The organism is Zobellella iuensis (genome assembly GCF_016746085.1).
In the GTDB taxonomy this organism is placed as follows: Bacteria; Pseudomonadota; Gammaproteobacteria; order Enterobacterales; family Aeromonadaceae; genus Oceanimonas; species Oceanimonas iuensis.
This window is the reverse complement of sequence record NZ_JAERTZ010000018.1, coordinates 201957-218226: the sequence shown is the minus strand read 5'-3', so window position 1 is coordinate 218226 and position 16270 is coordinate 201957. Positions and strand designations below refer to the sequence as shown.

General features: G+C 65.1%; 14 protein-coding genes. 3 read left to right on the top strand and 11 right to left on the bottom strand.

Translation table 11 applies throughout. The annotated features are described in order from the left end of the window. Window positions 1-84: 84 nt before the first annotated feature. The 7 genes from JKV55_RS07795 to JKV55_RS07765 form a co-directional block, all read right to left on the bottom strand. A complete protein-coding gene (locus JKV55_RS07795; protein WP_202083894.1) occupies window positions 85-1200 on the bottom strand; it encodes an ABC transporter ATP-binding protein in 1116 nt (371 codons plus the stop codon). 288 nt (window positions 1201-1488) lie between these two features. Next, window positions 1489-2352 (bottom strand): carbohydrate ABC transporter permease, encoded by an 864-nt coding sequence (locus tag JKV55_RS07790; RefSeq protein WP_202083892.1) that lies wholly within the window; start codon window positions 2350-2352, stop codon window positions 1489-1491. Then, window positions 2345-3286, bottom strand: coding sequence for a carbohydrate ABC transporter permease (locus tag JKV55_RS07785; RefSeq protein ID WP_237332741.1), 942 nt, complete (start codon window positions 3284-3286; stop codon window positions 2345-2347). The genes JKV55_RS07790 and JKV55_RS07785 overlap by 8 nt, the downstream gene beginning before the upstream one ends. A gap of 59 nt (window positions 3287-3345) precedes the next feature. After that, on the bottom strand, window positions 3346-4599 hold the full coding sequence (locus JKV55_RS07780) for an ABC transporter substrate-binding protein (protein ID WP_202083890.1): 1254 nt from the start codon (window positions 4597-4599) through the stop codon (window positions 3346-3348). Window positions 4600-4754: 155 nt separating this feature from the next. Then, complete coding sequence (locus tag JKV55_RS07775; protein ID WP_202083888.1) at window positions 4755-6206, bottom strand: sensor histidine kinase; 1452 nt, start codon at window positions 6204-6206, stop codon at window positions 4755-4757. Next, entirely contained in the window at window positions 6203-6919 is a 717-nt protein-coding gene (locus JKV55_RS07770; RefSeq protein ID WP_202083886.1) for a response regulator, read from the bottom strand. The genes JKV55_RS07775 and JKV55_RS07770 overlap by 4 nt, the downstream gene beginning before the upstream one ends. Next, window positions 6916-7083: a glucokinase gene (locus tag JKV55_RS07765; protein ID WP_202083884.1), complete on the bottom strand. Its 168-nt coding sequence runs from the start codon at window positions 7081-7083 to the stop codon at window positions 6916-6918. Before JKV55_RS07765 ends, JKV55_RS07770 begins: the two co-directional genes overlap by 4 nt. A gap of 117 nt (window positions 7084-7200) precedes the next feature. On the opposite strand from JKV55_RS07765, the gene metG reads away from it, so the two are divergent. Beyond that, on the top strand, window positions 7201-9231 hold the full coding sequence (gene metG, locus JKV55_RS07760; RefSeq protein ID WP_202083882.1) for a methionine--tRNA ligase: 2031 nt from the start codon (window positions 7201-7203) through the stop codon (window positions 9229-9231). A 156-nt stretch (window positions 9232-9387) separates the two neighbouring features. On the opposite strand, the gene JKV55_RS07755 is transcribed toward metG, so the two are convergent. The 3 genes from JKV55_RS07755 to pabB form a co-directional block, all read right to left on the bottom strand. Further along, a complete protein-coding gene (locus tag JKV55_RS07755; RefSeq protein WP_202083875.1) occupies window positions 9388-10770 on the bottom strand; it encodes an L-serine ammonia-lyase in 1383 nt (460 codons plus the stop codon). Between the two features lie 139 nt (window positions 10771-10909). After that, window positions 10910-11473 carry a CoA pyrophosphatase gene (locus JKV55_RS07750; RefSeq protein ID WP_202083873.1) on the bottom strand — a complete coding sequence of 188 codons (564 nt, stop codon included), beginning with the start codon at window positions 11471-11473 and terminating at the stop codon, window positions 10910-10912. After that, entirely contained in the window at window positions 11470-12846 is a 1377-nt protein-coding gene (gene pabB / locus JKV55_RS07745) for an aminodeoxychorismate synthase component I (RefSeq protein WP_202083872.1), read from the bottom strand. The genes JKV55_RS07750 and pabB overlap by 4 nt, the downstream gene beginning before the upstream one ends. Before the next feature lie 127 nt (window positions 12847-12973). Between pabB and JKV55_RS07740 the strand changes: the two genes are divergently transcribed. Further along, window positions 12974-14494 carry a fumarate hydratase gene (locus tag JKV55_RS07740; RefSeq protein WP_202083870.1) on the top strand — a complete coding sequence of 507 codons (1521 nt, stop codon included), beginning with the start codon at window positions 12974-12976 and terminating at the stop codon, window positions 14492-14494. 161 nt (window positions 14495-14655) lie between these two features. Here the strand turns inward: JKV55_RS07740 and yccX are convergent, their stop codons facing one another. After that, window positions 14656-14928, bottom strand: coding sequence for an acylphosphatase (yccX, locus tag JKV55_RS07735; RefSeq protein ID WP_202083869.1), 273 nt, complete (start codon window positions 14926-14928; stop codon window positions 14656-14658). Window positions 14929-15003: 75 nt separating this feature from the next. On the opposite strand from yccX, the gene JKV55_RS07730 reads away from it, so the two are divergent. Continuing rightward, window positions 15004-16197: a class I SAM-dependent methyltransferase gene (locus tag JKV55_RS07730; protein WP_202083867.1), complete on the top strand. Its 1194-nt coding sequence runs from the start codon at window positions 15004-15006 to the stop codon at window positions 16195-16197. The last annotated feature ends 73 nt before the right edge of the window (window positions 16198-16270 follow it).

Sequence of the window (16270 nt, the reverse complement as noted above, 5' to 3'; positions counted from 1 at the left end):
GGGAATCTGCCCTGCACTCTACCAAAAAGCCCGGGCCGGCGAAACGCCGGCCCGGGTTGTAAAGGGGATTAGGCAGCAGATGGCTTACAACAACCGCTGCTCGGTCGCCGGGTCGAACAGCACCGCCTTGCCCATGTCCACCATCAGCGCCATCGGCTCGCCGGCCCGGCCCGCCTCGGCCGGGTGCACCCGGCAGTTGATGCCCTGGCCGTTGAGCTGTATTTCCACCAGGGTATCGGGCCCGGTCGGCTCCACCACTTCCAGCCGTGCCCGGAAGCGGCACACCTGCGCCAGCCCTTGCTGATGGGGGATCACCTGGGTCAGGTGCTCGGGACGGATGCCCAGCACCACCTCCTTGCCCAGCCGGCCGGTCAGGCCGCGGGTATCCGGCCCCAGGGGGAAGACGAAGACCTCGCCGTCGCCGTTGAGCACCTGCACCCCCAGCCCCTGCTCGCCCGCCACCAGCTCGCCACGCAGGAAATTCATCGCCGGCGAGCCCATAAAGCCGGCCACGAACATGTTCACCGGGTTCTCGTAGATCTCCCGCGGCGTGCCGAACTGCTGGACGATGCCGTCCTTCATCACCGCGATGCGGTCCGCCAGGGTCATGGCCTCTATCTGATCGTGGGTCACATAGACGATGGTGGTACCCAGGCGCTGGTGCAGCTTCTTGATCTCGGTGCGCATCTCCACCCGCAGCTTGGCGTCCAGGTTGCTGAGCGGCTCGTCGAACAGGTAGATCTTGGGCCGGCGCGCCAGCGCCCGCCCCATGGCCACCCGCTGGCGCTGACCGCCGCTGAGCTGGGACGGCTTGCGATCGAGCAGGTGGCTTATCTGCAACAACTCGGCCACCCGCTGCACCTCCTGCTCCCGCTCAGCCTTGGGCACCTTGCGGATCTCCAGGCCAAAGGCGATATTGTCGCGCACCGTCATGCTCGGGTAGAGCGCATAGGACTGGAACACCATGGCGATGTCCCTGTCCTTGGGCTGCAGCCCGGTGACCACCCGCTCGCCGATGCGGATATCGCCGGAAGTCACCTCCTCCAGCCCGGCGATGGCGTTCATCAGGGTCGACTTGCCGCAGCCGGAAGGTCCCACCAGGATCAGGAACTCCCCGTCCTTGATTTCGATATCGATGCCCTTGAGCACATGGGTATCGCCAAAACTTTTCTTTACGTTCTGAATTGCCAATGCTGCCATGATGGCGTCCTCTTCAATATATTGCCGCGTCGCCATGGTGGACAGACAACGCCCTAGTCGGGTGACGGTCAAAGGGAGCGGCTCCGCCGACCGTGACATGCCAGGGATGGCATGTCCGAGCCCCCATGGGGCGAGCTTGCCTCGCCGTGACGAGCCGTTTCAGACTGACCGAACATCCGGTGAATGTTCGCAGCAGGCTGAAACAGCGAGTGTCATGTCTTACGGCGTGTCGGCGGAGTTGTCCCTTTGGCCGGTGCGCCGCCATTTCCTGCCACCCATGCCGCTTCATCATCCCTTCACCGCGCCGGCGGTCAGGCCGCGCACGAAATACTTGCCCGCCAGCACATACACCAGCAGGGTCGGCAGCGCCGCTATCATCGCCGCCGCCATGTCCACGTTGTACTCCTTCACCCCGGTCGAACTGTTCACCAGGTTGTTCAGCGCCACCGTGACCGGCTGGGTATTGCCGCCGGAATACACCACCCCGAACAGGAAATCGTTCCACACCTGGGTGAACTGCCAGATGACGGTCACCACGAAGATGGGCGCCGACACCGGCAGAATGATGCGCCAGTAGATACGGAAAAAACCGGCCCCGTCGATGCGCGCCGCGCTCACCAGCTCGGTCGGCACCGCCACGTAGAAATTGCGGAAAAACAGGGTGGTGAAGGCCATGCCGTAGACCACGTGCACGAACACCAGGCCCGGAATGGTGTTGGCCAGCCCCAGCCAGCCCAGGGTCTGGGCCATGGGCAGTATCACCACCTGGAAGGGGATGAAGCAGCCCAGCAGCATGGCGCCGAAGAAAAATTCCGAGCCCCGGAACCGCCACTTGGTCAGCACATAGCCGTTGAGGGAGCCGAGCAGGGTGGAGATCAGCACCGCCGGCACCGTGATGGCGAAGGAATTCCAGAAATAAGGCTGCACCCCCGCGCAGCTCACCCCGGTGCAGGCGCTACCCCAGGCCTTGGCCCAGGCCTCCAGCACCCAGACTTCCGGCAGCGCCAGCAGGTTGCCGCCGCGGATGTCCGCCATGGTCTTGAACGAGGTCAGCACCATCACCAGCAGCGGCAACAGGTAGAACAGCACCGCCAGGCCCAGCACGCCATACAGCAGCCCCCGGGCGACGGGATTGGCAGCGGTTTTAACCATGACGTTTCCCCCTCAGTTCGGAATACAGATAAGGCACCAGTATCGCCAGCACCACCCCCAGCATCATCACCGCGCTGGCCGAGCCCAGACCCATCTGGCCACGGCTGAAGGCGGTGGTGTACATAAAGGTGGCCGGCAGATCGGTGGCATAGCCGGGGCCGCCGCCGGTCAGCGCCATCACCAGATCGAAGCTCTTGATGGCGATATGGGAAAGGATGATAAAGGCGCTGAAGAACACCGGCCGCAGGTAGGGCAGTATGATGCGCCGGTAGATGGTGAACAGGCCGGCGCCGTCGAGCTGGGCCGCCTTGATGATGTCGTCGTCCACCCCGCGCAGGCCGGCCAGGAACAGCGCCATCACGAAACCCGACGACTGCCAGACGGCGGCGATCACCAGGGTGTAGATGGCCATGTCCGGATTGACCAGCCAGTCGAAGGTGAAGGACTCGAAGCCCCAGTCCCGCATCAGCTTCTCCAGCCCCAGCCCCGGGTTCAGCACCCACTTCCAGGCGGTGCCGGTGACGATGAAGGACAGCGCCATCGGATAGAGGAAGACGGTGCGGATGGCGCCCTCGGCGCGGATCTGCCTATCCAGCAGCACCGCCAGCAAGACCCCGAGGGCGAGGCAGATCAGGATGAAGAGCCCGCCGAAGATCAGGATATTGAGCGAGGCCACGCTCCAGCGATCGTTGTCCAGCAACCGCTGGTACTGCAGCCAGCCCACGAAATCGTACTTGGGCAGGAAACGGGACGAGGTGAAGGACAGCAGCACCGTCCAGGCCACGAAGCCGTATACGAACAGCACAGTGGTGATCATGGTCGGGCCCAGCACCAGCCTGGGCAGCCAGCGCTGCAGCCGGTCCGCCGCTCCGCCGCCGGCGCGGACAGGGGCCTCTTCCCGCGGCAGGGCCCGGGTCATGGAATACTTGGTCATGTCAAATCCCTGAGATAAGACCGGAAGACGACGGGCGGGCAAGAGCCCGCCCGTCGGGCTCAGATGGCTGCCTTGACCGCCCGGGCCATCTGCCGGGCCGCGTCCTCGGCGCTCATGGCGGCGCTGTTGAAGTAGTTGGTCACCACATCATAGATGGCGCCCTGGATGGCGGAGCTGGTGGCCATGCCATGGGCCATGCTCGGCACCAGGGTGTCCTGCTCGGCGGTGCGCACGAAGTCGTCCATCGACAGGTGGGCGCAGCTGTCGAACTTGTCCCGGGGCAGGCCGGTGCGGGCGGGAATGGAGCCCTTGTTGAGGTTGAAGGTTTCCTGGAAGGTCGGCTCCATGATCAGGCGCGCCAGATCCTTCTGGGCCTGGATGTCGTCGTCGTTGCGCTGCTCGAACATGGCGAAGCTGTCGATATTGAAGGTAAAGGCGTCCCGGGTGTCGGGCGCGGCCACGCACAGGTAGTCCTGGCCCGCCACCTTGCCGGCGGCGCTGAACTCGCCCTTGGCCCAGTCGCCCATCACCTGCATGGCCGCGTCCCCGTTGATCACCATGGCGGTGGCGATGTTCCAGTCCCGGCCCGGGGCATCGGCGTCGATATAGTCGCGCAGTTGCTTGAACAGGGACAGCACCTCCACCATCTGCGGGCCGGACAGGGTGGCGTCGTCATGCTCGACCAGGGCCTTGCGGTAGAAGTCGACCCCGCCCTTGCCCAGTGCCACCGCCTCGAACAGGGTGGCGTCCTGCCAGGCCTGGCCGCCGTGGGCCAGGGGGGTGACGCCGGCCGCCTTCAGCTTGTCGGCCGCCACCATGAATTCATCCCAGCTGGTGGGTACCGCTACCCCGACCCGCTCGAACACCGCCGGGTTGGCCCACAGCCAGTTGACCCGGTGCACGTTCACCGGCACCGCCACATAGTGGCCGTCGTGGCGCATCACGTCCGCCACCACCTTGGGCAGCAGCTCGTCCCAGCCACTCTGGCGGGCCACCGTTTCCAGGTTGGCGAGAAACCCCAGTTCGGCCCACTCCTGGATGTCCGGCCCCTTGATCTGGGCGGCGCTGGGCGGGTTGCCGGACACGGCGCGGGACTTGAGCACCGTCATGGCGCTCTCGCCGCCGCCGCCGGCCACCGCGAAGTCTTCCCAGCCGTGGCCTTCCGCTTCCAGCAGCTCCTTGAGCACGGCCGCCGATCTTGCTTCGCCGCCCGAGGTCCAGAAATGCAGCACTTCCACCTTGCCCGCCCAGGCCGGCTGGGCCAGCACACCGCCTAACATCACACCGAGAATGGATTTCCGTAACAGTTTCATTGGGGTTCCCTTTTGTGGTTTCACTCAATGGCAGGCTCCCACCTGGAGCCACCCCGCCATTAAAGCACGGCGGCCAAGGCGCTTGGGTTACATAAGGAAAGCAATTGTAACGAAGTGTTAACGGATTCCGGTTTTATTCACACCGGGATCACAGTTCAGCCGCCGCCCTTCGGCAGCCGCACCGACACCACCAGGCCGCCCCCGGCCCGGTTGGCCAGGCTCAGCTCGCCGCCGTGGGCGTGCACTATGTTGCGGGCGATACTGAGCCCCAGGCCGGTGCCGCCGGTGTGGCGGCTGCGGGAGGACTCCAGCCGGTAATAGGGTTCGAACACCAGTTCCAGGGCCGCCTCGGGAATGCCCGGGCCCCGGTCGCGGATCTGCACCTCCAGCCAGCCCCCGTCCGCGGTGAGGATCACCTCGGCGGTGCGGCCGTAGAAGACGGCGTTGTCGATCAGGTTGCCGAAGCAGCGCCTGAGCGCCAGCGCCTTGCCGTGAAAGAAGGCCGGCGCCGGCCCCTGCAGGCTGGCCTCGGCCCCCATCAGGCCGGCGTCGTCGCACAGTTCCTGCAACAGGGCGAAGAGGTCGACCCGGGTCACCGGCTCGCGGATATCGGTGCCTCGGGCACAGTCGAGGGCGCCCTTCACCATCTGCTCCAGGGCGATCAGATCCTGTTCGAACTTGGCCCTGGTCTGGTCGTCGTCGAGCAGCTCGGCACGCAGCCGCAGCCGGGTGATGGGGGTCTTGAGATCGTGGGAAATGGCCGAGAACAGCCGCTCCCGATCGGCCATAAAGCGGCCGATGCGGTCCTGCATCAGGTTGAAGGCGCGGGCGGTGGCGCGGATTTCCCGCGGCCCGCTCTCATCCAGCTTGGCCACCGCCATGCCCCGCCCCAGCCGCTCGGCGGCCCGGCCCAGGCGGCGCAGGGGCCGGTTGAGCCAGCGGAAGATCAGGGCACCGGCCAGCAGCAGTACCAGCACCAGCAGGGTGAGGAACAGCAGCCGCTCGCCGTCCAGGTAGGACGTCGGTGCCAGCAGGGTCCGATCGGGCAGCAGCGCCGCCAGGTAAAGCCAGTCGCCCTCGCCCATGGCCAGTTGCATCACCAGGATGGGCGGCGCGTCCGGATCGTGGATCTGGCTCTGCTGGGCCCAGCGGGCGGGCAGGTCCAGCAGCCGCACCTCGTTCTTGTACACGTGCAGGGTCTGAGGATGGGACACCCCTATGTGCAGCTCGAGCTCCCCGCCCAGGCGCCGGCGCAGCTCCTGCTCGAAGCGGCGGGTGACGATGGCCTTGACGGGGGAGTCGGGAATGTCCTGGATCTCGATAAACTCCCGGTTGAGGGACACGAAGAAACGGGTGCCCCCCATGTCCCTGAGCTGGGACAGCACCAGGTGCTGGTAGTTGCTCGGCAGGGCGCGGAAGAAATTGACGGTGGAGGCCACGCTGTCGGCCAGCTCCTCGGCCATGCGGCCCGCCGCCTCGGCCTTGTCCTTGTTGAGCTGCTGCACCCAGACCGCGTTGCTGACCAGCTGAGCCAGCACCACCCCCAGTATCATCACCAGCGACATGCGCCCGAACAGGGAGTTGGGCCAGCGCAGCCAGCGTCTCATTTCAGCTCCACCGCCACCGCCAGCACATAGCCGGCGCCGCGCACCGTCTTGATGATATGGGGATCCTTGGCGTCCTCCCCCAGCCGCTGGCGCAGCCGGCTGAGCTGCACGTCTATGCTGCGATCGAAGGGATTGGCCTCCCGGCCCCGGGTCAGCCCCAGCAGATCGTCCCGGCTCAGCACCTCGCCCGGCCGCTCCAGGAACAGCTGCAGCAGGCTGTAGTCGGCGCCGGACAGGGCCTGCTCCTCCCCTTGCGGGTCGGTCAGGCTGCGGTTGACCGTGTCCAGCTGCCAGCCGGCGAAACAGTAATAGCGGTGATGGTCGCCCGGCATCACGCCGCCCACCCGCCGGAAAATCGCCTTGATCCGTGCCAGCAGCTCCCGCGGGCTGAACGGCTTGGGCACATAATCATCCGCCCCCAGCTCCAGCCCGATGATGCGGTCGCTCTCGTCCGCCGAGGCGGTGAGCATGATGATGGGCACCTGGGAAACCTTGCGTACCCGACTGCACAGGGTGAAGCCGTCCTCGCCGGGCATCATCACATCCAGGATCAGCATGTCCGGCGACACCAGCTCCAGCGCCTGCAGCAGCCGTTCGCCGTTGTTGAGCACGCTCACCCTGAAACCGCTGCGCTCCAGGTAGGACTTGAGCAGGGCGCAGATCTCCTCGTCATCGTCCACCACCAGGATATGACGTCCGGCCCACTCGCTCATGCCCCGGCCTCCTCGGCCAGGTAATGGCGGATGGCCTGCTCTAGGTGTTCGTGGGCGCTCACCGCCAGCACCCGGATGTCCCGAGGCGCCAGGGTCCCCTGCTCCACCAGTGCGAAGCGGCCCTTGGTGCCGCCAATATCCGCAATCAGACAAGCCGTTGTCATGTCATACTCCCTGCTCAAACCGGTTAAAAAGGGGAAAAAGCGGTCGAGGAGTGTATAACAGAAAAAACTCGGGTAACATGCTCAGTCCCACGTAATTGACTCAACAAAATGGACATTATGGCTACCGATCCACGTAAGATACTTGTCACCTGCGCCCTCCCCTATGCCAACGGCTCTATCCACCTTGGTCATATGCTGGAGCACATCCAGGCCGATATCTGGGTTCGTTATCAGCGAATGCGTGGCCATCAAATCCATTTTATCTGCGCCGACGACGCCCACGGCACCCCCATCATGCTCAAGGCCCAGCAACTGGGCCTGGATACCGAGCAGATGATCGCCGCGGTGCAGCAGGAGCACAAAGCCGACTTCGATCGCTTCAATATCAGCTTCGACAACTACCACTCCACCCACAGCCCGGAAAACCGCGAATTCGCCGAACTGATCTACGGCAAGCTCAAGGCCAACGGCTTTATCCAGAGCCGCACCATTTCCCAGCTGTACGATCCCGAACAAAACATGTTCCTGCCGGATCGTTTCGTCAAGGGTACCTGCCCCAGCTGCAAGGCGGAAGATCAGTACGGCGACAACTGCGAGGTGTGCGGTGCCACCTATACCCCGGCGGAGCTGATCAACCCGCGTTCGGCGGTGTCCGGCGCCACCCCGGTGATGAAGGACACCGAGCACTTCTTCTTCGACCTGCCCCAGTTCGAGGGCATGCTCAAGGCCTGGACCCGCTCCGGCGCCCTGCAGGAAGAAATGGCCAACAAGCTGGAAGAATGGTTCGAGGCCGGGCTGCAGCAGTGGGACATCACCCGCGACGCCCCCTACTTCGGCTTCGAGATCCCCGACGCCCCGGGCAAGTACTTCTACGTGTGGCTGGATGCTCCCATCGGTTACATGGGCTCGTTCAAGCACTATTGCGACCGCCAGGGCAACCTCGATTTCAACGACTACTGGAAGGCGGACAGCGACGCCGAGCTGTACCACTTCATCGGCAAGGACATCGTCTACTTCCACAGCCTGTTCTGGCCGGCCATGCTCGAGGGCAGCGGGTTCCGCAAGCCCAGCAATATCTTCGTGCACGGCTACGTCACCGTGAACGGCGCCAAGATGTCCAAGTCCAAGGGCACCTTTATCAAGGCCGACACCTACCTCGCTCATCTGGATCCCGAGTGCCTGCGCTACTACTACGCCGCCAAGCTGTCCAGCCGCATCGACGATCTGGATCTGAACCTGGACGACTTCGTGGCCCGGGTGAACGCGGACGTGGTCAACAAGCTGGTCAACCTGGCCTCCCGCAACGCCGGCTTTATCAATAAGCGCTTCGATGGCCAGCTCTCCGCCGAGTGCGCCGAGCCCGCCCTGTACGCGGAGTTTACCGAGGCTGCCGAGCGCATCGGCCAGTATTACGAGCAGCGGGAATTCGGCCGCGCCATCCGCGAGATCATGGCCCTGGCCGACAAGGCCAACCGCTATGTGGACGACAAGGCCCCCTGGGTGGTGGCCAAACAGGAAGGCAAGGAGGCCGAGCTGCAGGCCATCTGCTCCATGGGCATCAACCTGTTCCGGGTGCTGCTGACCTACCTCAAGCCGGTGATGCCGACACTGGCCGAGCGGGCCGAGGCCTTCCTGAATTGTACTCTGGAGTGGGACGCAGTGGCACAGCCGCTGCTGGCCCACAGGGTCAACACCTTCAGTGCCCTGTTCAGCCGCATCGAGGCGGACAAGGTCGCCGCCATGGTGGAAGCCTCCAGGGAAGATCTGGCCGCCGAGCAGGCCGCCAAGCCCAGCGGTCCCCTGGCCGAGGATCCCATTGGCGAGACCATCAGCTTCGACGACTTCGCCAAGGTGGATCTGCGGGTGGCGCTGATCAAGAAGGCGGAAGCGGTGCCGGAAGCGGACAAGCTGCTCAAACTGCAGCTGGATCTGGGCGGCGAGACCCGCCAGGTGTTCGCCGGCATCAAGTCCGCCTACAAGCCGGAAGATCTGGAAGGCAAGCTCACCGTCATGGTGGCCAACCTGGCCCCGCGCAAGATGCGCTTCGGCATGAGCGAAGGCATGGTGCTGGCCGCCGGCCCCGGCGGCAAGGATCTGTGGATCCTCGAGCCCCAGGCCGGCGCCCAGCCGGGCATGCGCATTAAATAAGAGCTGGAAGCCGTAAGCTGGAAGCTGGAAGTGGCGCTGTTTTCAGGCGCCTCTTTAGCCGGTACACAGCCACAGCGTTGGCTGTATTGACAACAAAAAGCCCGGTTTATGAACCGGGCTTTTTACTTCCAGCTTCAGGCATCTAGCCTCCCGCCGTCAGCACTCGATGATATTGACCGCCAGGCCGCCGCGGGCGGTTTCCTTGTACTTGGTCTTCATGTCCATGCCGGTGTCGCGCATGGTCTTGATCACCTTGTCGAGCGACACCTTGTGCTCGCCGTCGCCGCGCAGGGCCAGGCGGCTGGCGTTGATGGCCTTGACCGCGCCCATGGCGTTGCGCTCGATGCAGGGCACCTGCACCAGGCCGCCGACCGGATCGCAGGTCAGCCCCAGGTTGTGTTCCATGCCGATCTCGGCGGCATTTTCCACGTGCTCTATGGTACCGCCCACCACCGCGGTCAGGGCACCGGCGGCCATGGAGCAGGCCACGCCCACCTCGCCCTGGCAGCCCACTTCGGCGCCGGAGATGGAGGCGTTTTCCTTGTACAGGATGCCGATGGCGGCGGCGGTCATGAAATACTGCACCAGGGCGTCGTCATCCACCGGTTGCACGAACTTGTCGTAATAGTGCAGCACCGCGGGGATGATACCGGCGGCGCCGTTGGTCGGCGCCGTCACCACCCGGCCACCGGCGGCGTTTTCCTCGTTCACCGCCAGGGCGAACAGATCCACCCATTCCATCACGCTCAGGGGATCCTTGTTGTACTGGGACTCGCTGGTCAGCCGGCGGTAGAGGGCCGGCGCCCGGCGCCTGACCTTGAGCCCGCCCGGCAGTATGCCCTCGGTCTTGCAGCCGCGCTTGACGCAGGCCTGCATCACCCCCCAGATCTCCCGCAGGCCCCGGACTATTTCTTCCTCGGAACGGTTGACCTTCTCGTTGGCCATCATCAGGCCGCTGATGGACATGCCGTTTTCCTGGCACAGGCGCAGCAGCTCGGCCGCGCTCTTGAACGGATAGGGCGCCGGACGGGCCACGGCCTGGGCCTGGGCGCCGGCCTTGGTCTCGGCGAATTCCTCCGCCTTGACGATAAAGCCACCGCCGATGGAATAGTAGGACTGCTCGGCCAGCACGGCGTCGCCCTCGAACACCCGGCAGGTCATGCCGTTGCTGTGCAGGGGCAGGGTCTTGCGGCGATGGAAGACGATGGCGCCGCTGCGGGGAAACTCCGCCGCATGCTCACGGTTGAGCAGGATGCGCTGACTGGTGTCCACCTCGGCCAGGAAGCCCGGGATCATGTCCACGTCCACGCTTTCCGGGTCGAAGCCCCCCAGCCCCAAAATCACCGCCTTGCCGGTACCGTGGCCGATACCGGTCTGGCCCAGGGAGCCGAACAATTCCACCTCGACCCGGCTGACCCGGGTCAGGGTTCCCTGCTCCGCCAAACCCGCCACAAAGGCGTGCGCCGCCCGCATGGGACCCACGGTGTGGGAGGAGGAAGGGCCTATGCCGATACTGAACATGTCGAACACACTGATCATGGGAACACTCCGAAGTACAACAGGGCTGAACGCAATCATTCAACTTATATTGAATGATTGTAGAATTATTTGAGTTTCAACCCAACTAATTTTTAAGGGGGCGGCGAAAGGAAGCGGGATCTGTGACCGGGATCGCCCGTCAGCGGGCGATCTGCAGGGCGAACTGATGGATGACGGCGGCGGTGATGCCCCAGATCCAGATGCCTTGCCAGGGAATAAAACAGACGGTGTGCAGCCGGCCACGCCTTCGCAGGGTAAAGAGGTGGTGACGGCGCAGATCCAGGACATAGGCCAGGGGCACCTGGAACACCTCGTCCACCTCTTGCGGGTTGAGGACAAAGTGCGGCCGGCCCTCGACCAGGCCGATAAAGGGGGTGAGCGCGAAGCCGGAGACGGTGTACTGGGAAGGCAGCCGCCCGAGCGGCCGGCACAGGGCCGGATCCAGCCCGATTTCCTCCCGGCTTTCCCTGAGCGCCGTATGCCAGAGGCTGGCATCGGTGTCATCCACCCGGCCGCCGGGAAAACTGACCTGGCCCGGGTGCTGGCGCAGCTGCCGGCTGCGCCGGGTCAGCACCAGCTCCAGCCCCCGCTCCCCCTCGAGCAGCGGCAGCAGCACCGCCGCCGGCCGGGCCTGGGCGGGCAGCACCGCATCCGGCAGGGGTTGCAGCAGGTTGAAGCGGGTCAGCAGTTGTTCCCGGGTCATAGGGTTTCCAGCACCGGCAAGATCTTGCCCAGTTTGTCGAACAACTCCTGGTATTCGGCGCCGGCCTCGGAGTCGGCCACCACACCGCCGCCGGCCCAGCAATAGAGACACCCCCGCTCCGCCAGCAGGGTGCGGATGCTGATGCTGGTGTCCATGCGGCCGTGGGCGCTGAGGTAGCCGATGCTGCCGCAGTAGCCGTGGCGGCGATGGGGCTCCAGCTCTTCGATGATTTGCATGGCCCGGATCTTGGGGGCGCCGGTGATGGAGCCGCCGGGAAAGGTGGCCGCCAGCAGATCGGTGCCGTCGAGCCCGGGGGCCAGCTCGCCGGTGATGGTGGACACCAGGTGGTGCACCGCCGGGAAGGATTCGATGGCGAACAGGGCCGGTACCCGCACCGAGCCGGGCACGCACACCCGGCCGATATCGTTGCGCAGCAGATCCACTATCATCAGGTTCTCGGCCCTGTCCTTGGGCGCCGACGCCAGTTCCTCGGCCAGCCGCCGGTCCTCGGCCTCATCGGCCCCCCGCGGCCGGGTGCCCTTGATCGGCTTGGTCTCGACCCGCCGCCCCTCGAGGGCGATAAAGCGCTCCGGCGACAGGCTGAGCACGGCGCCCTCGGGCAACTGCAGAAAGGCGGAAAAAGGCGCCCTGTTGTGCTCGCTCAGGTGGCGATAGGCGGCCCAGGCATCGCCCTCGAAGGGGGCCTCGAAGCGCACCGTCAAATTAATTTGATAGCAGTCGCCGGCTGCCAGATAGGCCTGCACCCGCTCGAAGTTGGCCCCGTACTGGGCCTGGGACTGATTGGCCCGCCAGGGACCGGCCAGACGGAAGGACACCGCCGCCCGCTCCCGCCGTTGCCGCCACCAGTCCAGTCGAGCGGCGAGCGCCGCCTCGTCGCCCAGCACCAGCAGGTGGGCCAGCCGCTCCCGGGTATCGATAACCCAGGCCCAGTCGTAGATACCCACCGCCATGTCCGGGGTCGCCAGCTCGTTGACGGCAAGGCTCGGCAGCCGCTCCAGCCGCCGGCCCAGATCGTAGCCGAACAGCCCCAGGGCGCCGCCGGCGAAGGGCAGATGGCGAAACGCAACGGGCAGGCTCAGCTCGCCCAGCAGCCGCTGCTGCCACTCCTTCAGCAGGGCGAAGGGGGAAGCGGCCGAGACCTGGCTCCGGCCTTGATGATCGATCACCGTTTCCTCCCCCCGGGTGACCAGGGTAGCCAGGGGCGCGGCGCTGATGATATGGAAACGGCTGTCGGCCCGATGGGGGGCGGCCGACTCCAGCAACATGGCCCAGGGCAGATGGGCGACGGGAGAAAAGAAGTCATGCACCGAGCCGGAGAACGGCTGGCTGTGAATGTGCAAACGCGGTCCCATTAATGTAATCCACTCGACAGTTTTGGCATCCGGCTTGAGGCTCAGGCTGGCAGCCGGGGGGCGCTAAGCGTATCATAGCGGGGCTTATAACAACACAGAGCCAATGCCGATAACCCATGAGGAAGCCATGAGCATTATCAAGAAGCAGGACTTTATCGACTCCGTTGCCGACGCCCTACAGTACATCTCCTACTACCACCCGCTGGACTTCGTCCAGGCCCTGGAAAAAGCCTACCAGAAAGAGCAGAGCCAGGCCGCCAAGGACGCCATCGCCCAGATCCTGATCAACTCGCGCATGTCCGCCGAAGGCCACAGGCCCATCTGCCAGGACACCGGCATCGTCACCTGCTTCGTGAAAATAGGCATGCAGGTGCAGTGGGACAGCGACCTGACGGTACAGGAAATGGTGGACGAAGGGGTACGCCGCGCCTACAACAATCCCGATAATCCCCTGCGCGCCAGCATAGTGGCCGACCCGGCCGGTGCCCGCAAGAACACCAAGGACAACGCTCCCGCCGTGGTGCATATCGACATGGTGCCCGGCGATCACGTCGAGGTGGCCATCGCCGCCAAGGGCGGCGGCTCCGAGAACAAGTCCAAGATGGTGATGCTCAACCCCTCCGACGACATCGTCGAGTGGGTACTGAAAACCCTGCCCACCATGGGCGCCGGCTGGTGCCCGCCGGGCATGCTGGGCATCGGCATCGGCGGCACCGCCGAGAAGGCCGCGGTGCTGGCCAAGGAAGCCCTGATGGATCCGGTGGACATCCACGATCTGATCGAGCGCGGCGCCGAAACCACCGAGGAAAAACTGCGCCTGGAGATCTTCGACAAGGCCAACAAGCTCGGCATCGGCGCCCAGGGCCTGGGCGGCCTCACTACCGTGGTGGACATCAAGATCAAGTCCGCCCCCACCCACGCCGCCTCCAAGCCGGTGGTGATGATCCCCAACTGCGCCGCTACCCGCCACGTGCACTTCCACCTGGACGGCTCCGGCCCCGCCGAACTGACTCCGCCGAAACTGGAAGACTGGCCGGAAGTGACCTGGGAAGTGGGCGAAAACGTACGCCGGGTCAATCTGGACACCGTCACCCGCGACGATATCGCCCAGTGGAAGATGGGCGAGACCGTGCTGCTGTCCGGCAAACTGCTCACCGGCCGTGATGCCGCCCACAAGCGCATCCAGGACATGCTCAACAAGGGCGAGCAGCTGCCGGTCGACTTCAAGGATCGCTTCATCTACTACGTGGGCCCGGTCGATGCCATCGGCGACGAGGCCGTGGGCCCCGCCGGCCCCACCACCTCCACCCGCATGGACAAGTTCACCGACATGATGCTGGAGCAGACCGGCCTGATCGGCATGGTGGGCAAGGCCGAGCGCGGCCCCGCCACCGTCGAGTCCATCAAGCGCCATAAGGCGGTATACCTGATGGCCGTGGGCGGCGCCGCCTACCTGGTGGCCAAGGCGGTGAAAAAGGCCCGGGTGCTGGCGTTCGAGGATCTGGGGATGGAAGCCATCTACGAATTCGAGGTGGAAGACATGCCGGTGACGGTAGCGGTGGACGCCGAGGGCAACAACGCCCACGTGGCCGGCCCCGCCATCTGGCAGGCCAAAATCGAAGAGCTGGACGCCCAGCTGAAAGCCTGACGGCGGCGGCTGGAAGCTGGAAGCCAGATGTTATCAAAGCCCGGCACTGCCGGGCTTTTACATTTTTCCGGCATGGCCAGCAAGAAACTGGGGCCCCTCAGCACATGCGCGGGAGTGACCACAGAAAACGACGAGGGTTTGCCGGCAATCTGAAAGCCCGGCTAACCGGTCTCGAACCCCCGATGACCGCCCGGCGCCACCTCTTCCACTTCGATATCTTCGACCAGGGCACTGCTCGGCCCCACCTTCAGCCAGTCCACCAGCCGCTGCACCTGCCCGGCCTCCCCTTCGGCCAGCACCTCCACCCGACCGTCGGGCAGGTTGTGGGCATAGCCGCTGAGTCCCAGTTTCTCCGCCTCGCGCTGGGTGTAGAAGCGAAAGCCCACCCCCTGCACCACACCGCTGACCCGGATTTTTTTCGCCATCTCGCCCATGATTCGGCTCCTCGTTTGTGTTTTACCGCGCCGCACCCTAGAATTGTGGCCCCTTATTTTCAGCAGCTCCAGCCTATGACCGCAGCCATTACCCTTATCGCCGGACGGGAAAAGTCCCTCCTGCGCCGCCACCCCTGGGTGTTTTCCCGTGCCATCGACAAGGTACAGGGCCAGCCCAACGCCGGGGACACCGTCGACATCCTGAGCCACAACGGCCAGTGGCTGGGCCGGGGCTTCTACTCGCCCCAGTCCCAGATCCGCGCCCGGGTATGGACCTTCGATCAAAGCGAAACCGTGGACCAGGCCTTTTTTCTGCGCCGGCTGCAACGCGCCAAGGAGGGCCGCCAACCGCTTATCGAGGAGCAGGGGCTCACCGGCTACCGCCTGTGCGCCGCCGAGTCCGACGGCCTGCCCGGGGTGACCATCGATGTCTACGGCGAGGTGGTGGTGTGCCAGTTGCTCAGCACCGGCGCCGAGCGCTGGCGCCCGGCCATCGTCGAGGCACTCAAGCAGCTCTATCCGGGCGCCTGCATCTACGAGCGTTCCGACGTGGCGGTGCGCAAGAAGGAGGGCCTGAAGGAGCGCAAGGGCCTGCTGGCGGGCCAGTTGCCGCCCCAGCCCGTGGTGATCGAGGAAAACAACGGGGTGCGCATCCTGGTGGACGTGGAACACGGCCACAAGACCGGCTTTTATCTGGATCAGCGCGACAACCGCCGTATCGCCGGCCGCTACTGCAAGGGCAAGCGGGTACTGAACTGCTTCAGCTACACCGGCACCTTCGGCGTCTATGCCCTGAAGGGCGGCGCCGATGAGGTGATCAACGCCGACGTGTCCGAGTCGGCCCTGGCGCTTGCCCGCCAGAATGCCGAGCTGAACGGCCTGGACCTGAGCCGGGCCCGCTTCGAGCAGGCGGACGTGTTCAAGCTGCTGCGCGACTACCGGGAGCAGGGCCAGCGCTTCGACGTCATCGTGCTGGACCCGCCCAAGTTCGCCGAGAGCAAGGCCCAGCTCAACGGCGCCTGCCGCGGCTACAAGGACATCAATATGCTGGCGTTCCAGCTGCTCAACCCGGGCGGCGTGCTGCTGACCTTCTCCTGCTCCGGACTGATGACCTCGGATCTGTTCCAGAAGATAGTGGCGGACGCCGCCCTCGACGCCGGCCGCGACGCCCAGATCCTGGAGCGGCTCAACCAGGCCGCCGACCACCCCATCGGCACCGCCTATCCGGAAGGCCACTACCTCAAGGGGCTGGTGGTCCGCGCCTGGTAACGGCCAGGGGCCGCTTCCGGCCCCTCAGACTGCCGACAAATCTTCAGGCTGGCTGACGATCCCATCTACCGCC

Bases quoted from the DNA above. Each gene is read 5' to 3' on its own strand.
- JKV55_RS07795 (WP_202083894.1), bottom strand. From the start codon at position 1,200: ATGGCAGCATTGGCAATTCAGAACGTAAAGAAAAGTTTTGGCGATACC.
- JKV55_RS07790 (WP_202083892.1), bottom strand. From the start codon at position 2,352: ATGGTTAAAACCGCTGCCAATCCCGTCGCCCGGGGGCTGCTGTATGGC.
- JKV55_RS07785 (WP_237332741.1), bottom strand. From the start codon at position 3,286: ATGACCAAGTATTCCATGACCCGGGCCCTGCCGCGGGAAGAGGCCCCT.
- JKV55_RS07780 (WP_202083890.1), bottom strand. From the start codon at position 4,599: ATGAAACTGTTACGGAAATCCATTCTCGGTGTGATGTTAGGCGGTGTG.
- JKV55_RS07775 (WP_202083888.1), bottom strand. From the start codon at position 6,206: ATGAGACGCTGGCTGCGCTGGCCCAACTCCCTGTTCGGGCGCATGTCG.
- JKV55_RS07770 (WP_202083886.1), bottom strand. From the start codon at position 6,919: ATGAGCGAGTGGGCCGGACGTCATATCCTGGTGGTGGACGATGACGAG.
- JKV55_RS07765 (WP_202083884.1), bottom strand. From the start codon at position 7,083: ATGACAACGGCTTGTCTGATTGCGGATATTGGCGGCACCAAGGGCCGC.
- metG (WP_202083882.1), top strand. From the start codon at position 7,201: ATGGCTACCGATCCACGTAAGATACTTGTCACCTGCGCCCTCCCCTAT.
- JKV55_RS07755 (WP_202083875.1), bottom strand. From the start codon at position 10,770: ATGATCAGTGTGTTCGACATGTTCAGTATCGGCATAGGCCCTTCCTCC.
- JKV55_RS07750 (WP_202083873.1), bottom strand. From the start codon at position 11,473: ATGACCCGGGAACAACTGCTGACCCGCTTCAACCTGCTGCAACCCCTG.
- pabB (WP_202083872.1), bottom strand. From the start codon at position 12,846: ATGGGACCGCGTTTGCACATTCACAGCCAGCCGTTCTCCGGCTCGGTG.
- JKV55_RS07740 (WP_202083870.1), top strand. From the start codon at position 12,974: ATGAGCATTATCAAGAAGCAGGACTTTATCGACTCCGTTGCCGACGCC.
- yccX (WP_202083869.1), bottom strand. From the start codon at position 14,928: ATGGGCGAGATGGCGAAAAAAATCCGGGTCAGCGGTGTGGTGCAGGGG.
- JKV55_RS07730 (WP_202083867.1), top strand. From the start codon at position 15,004: ATGACCGCAGCCATTACCCTTATCGCCGGACGGGAAAAGTCCCTCCTG.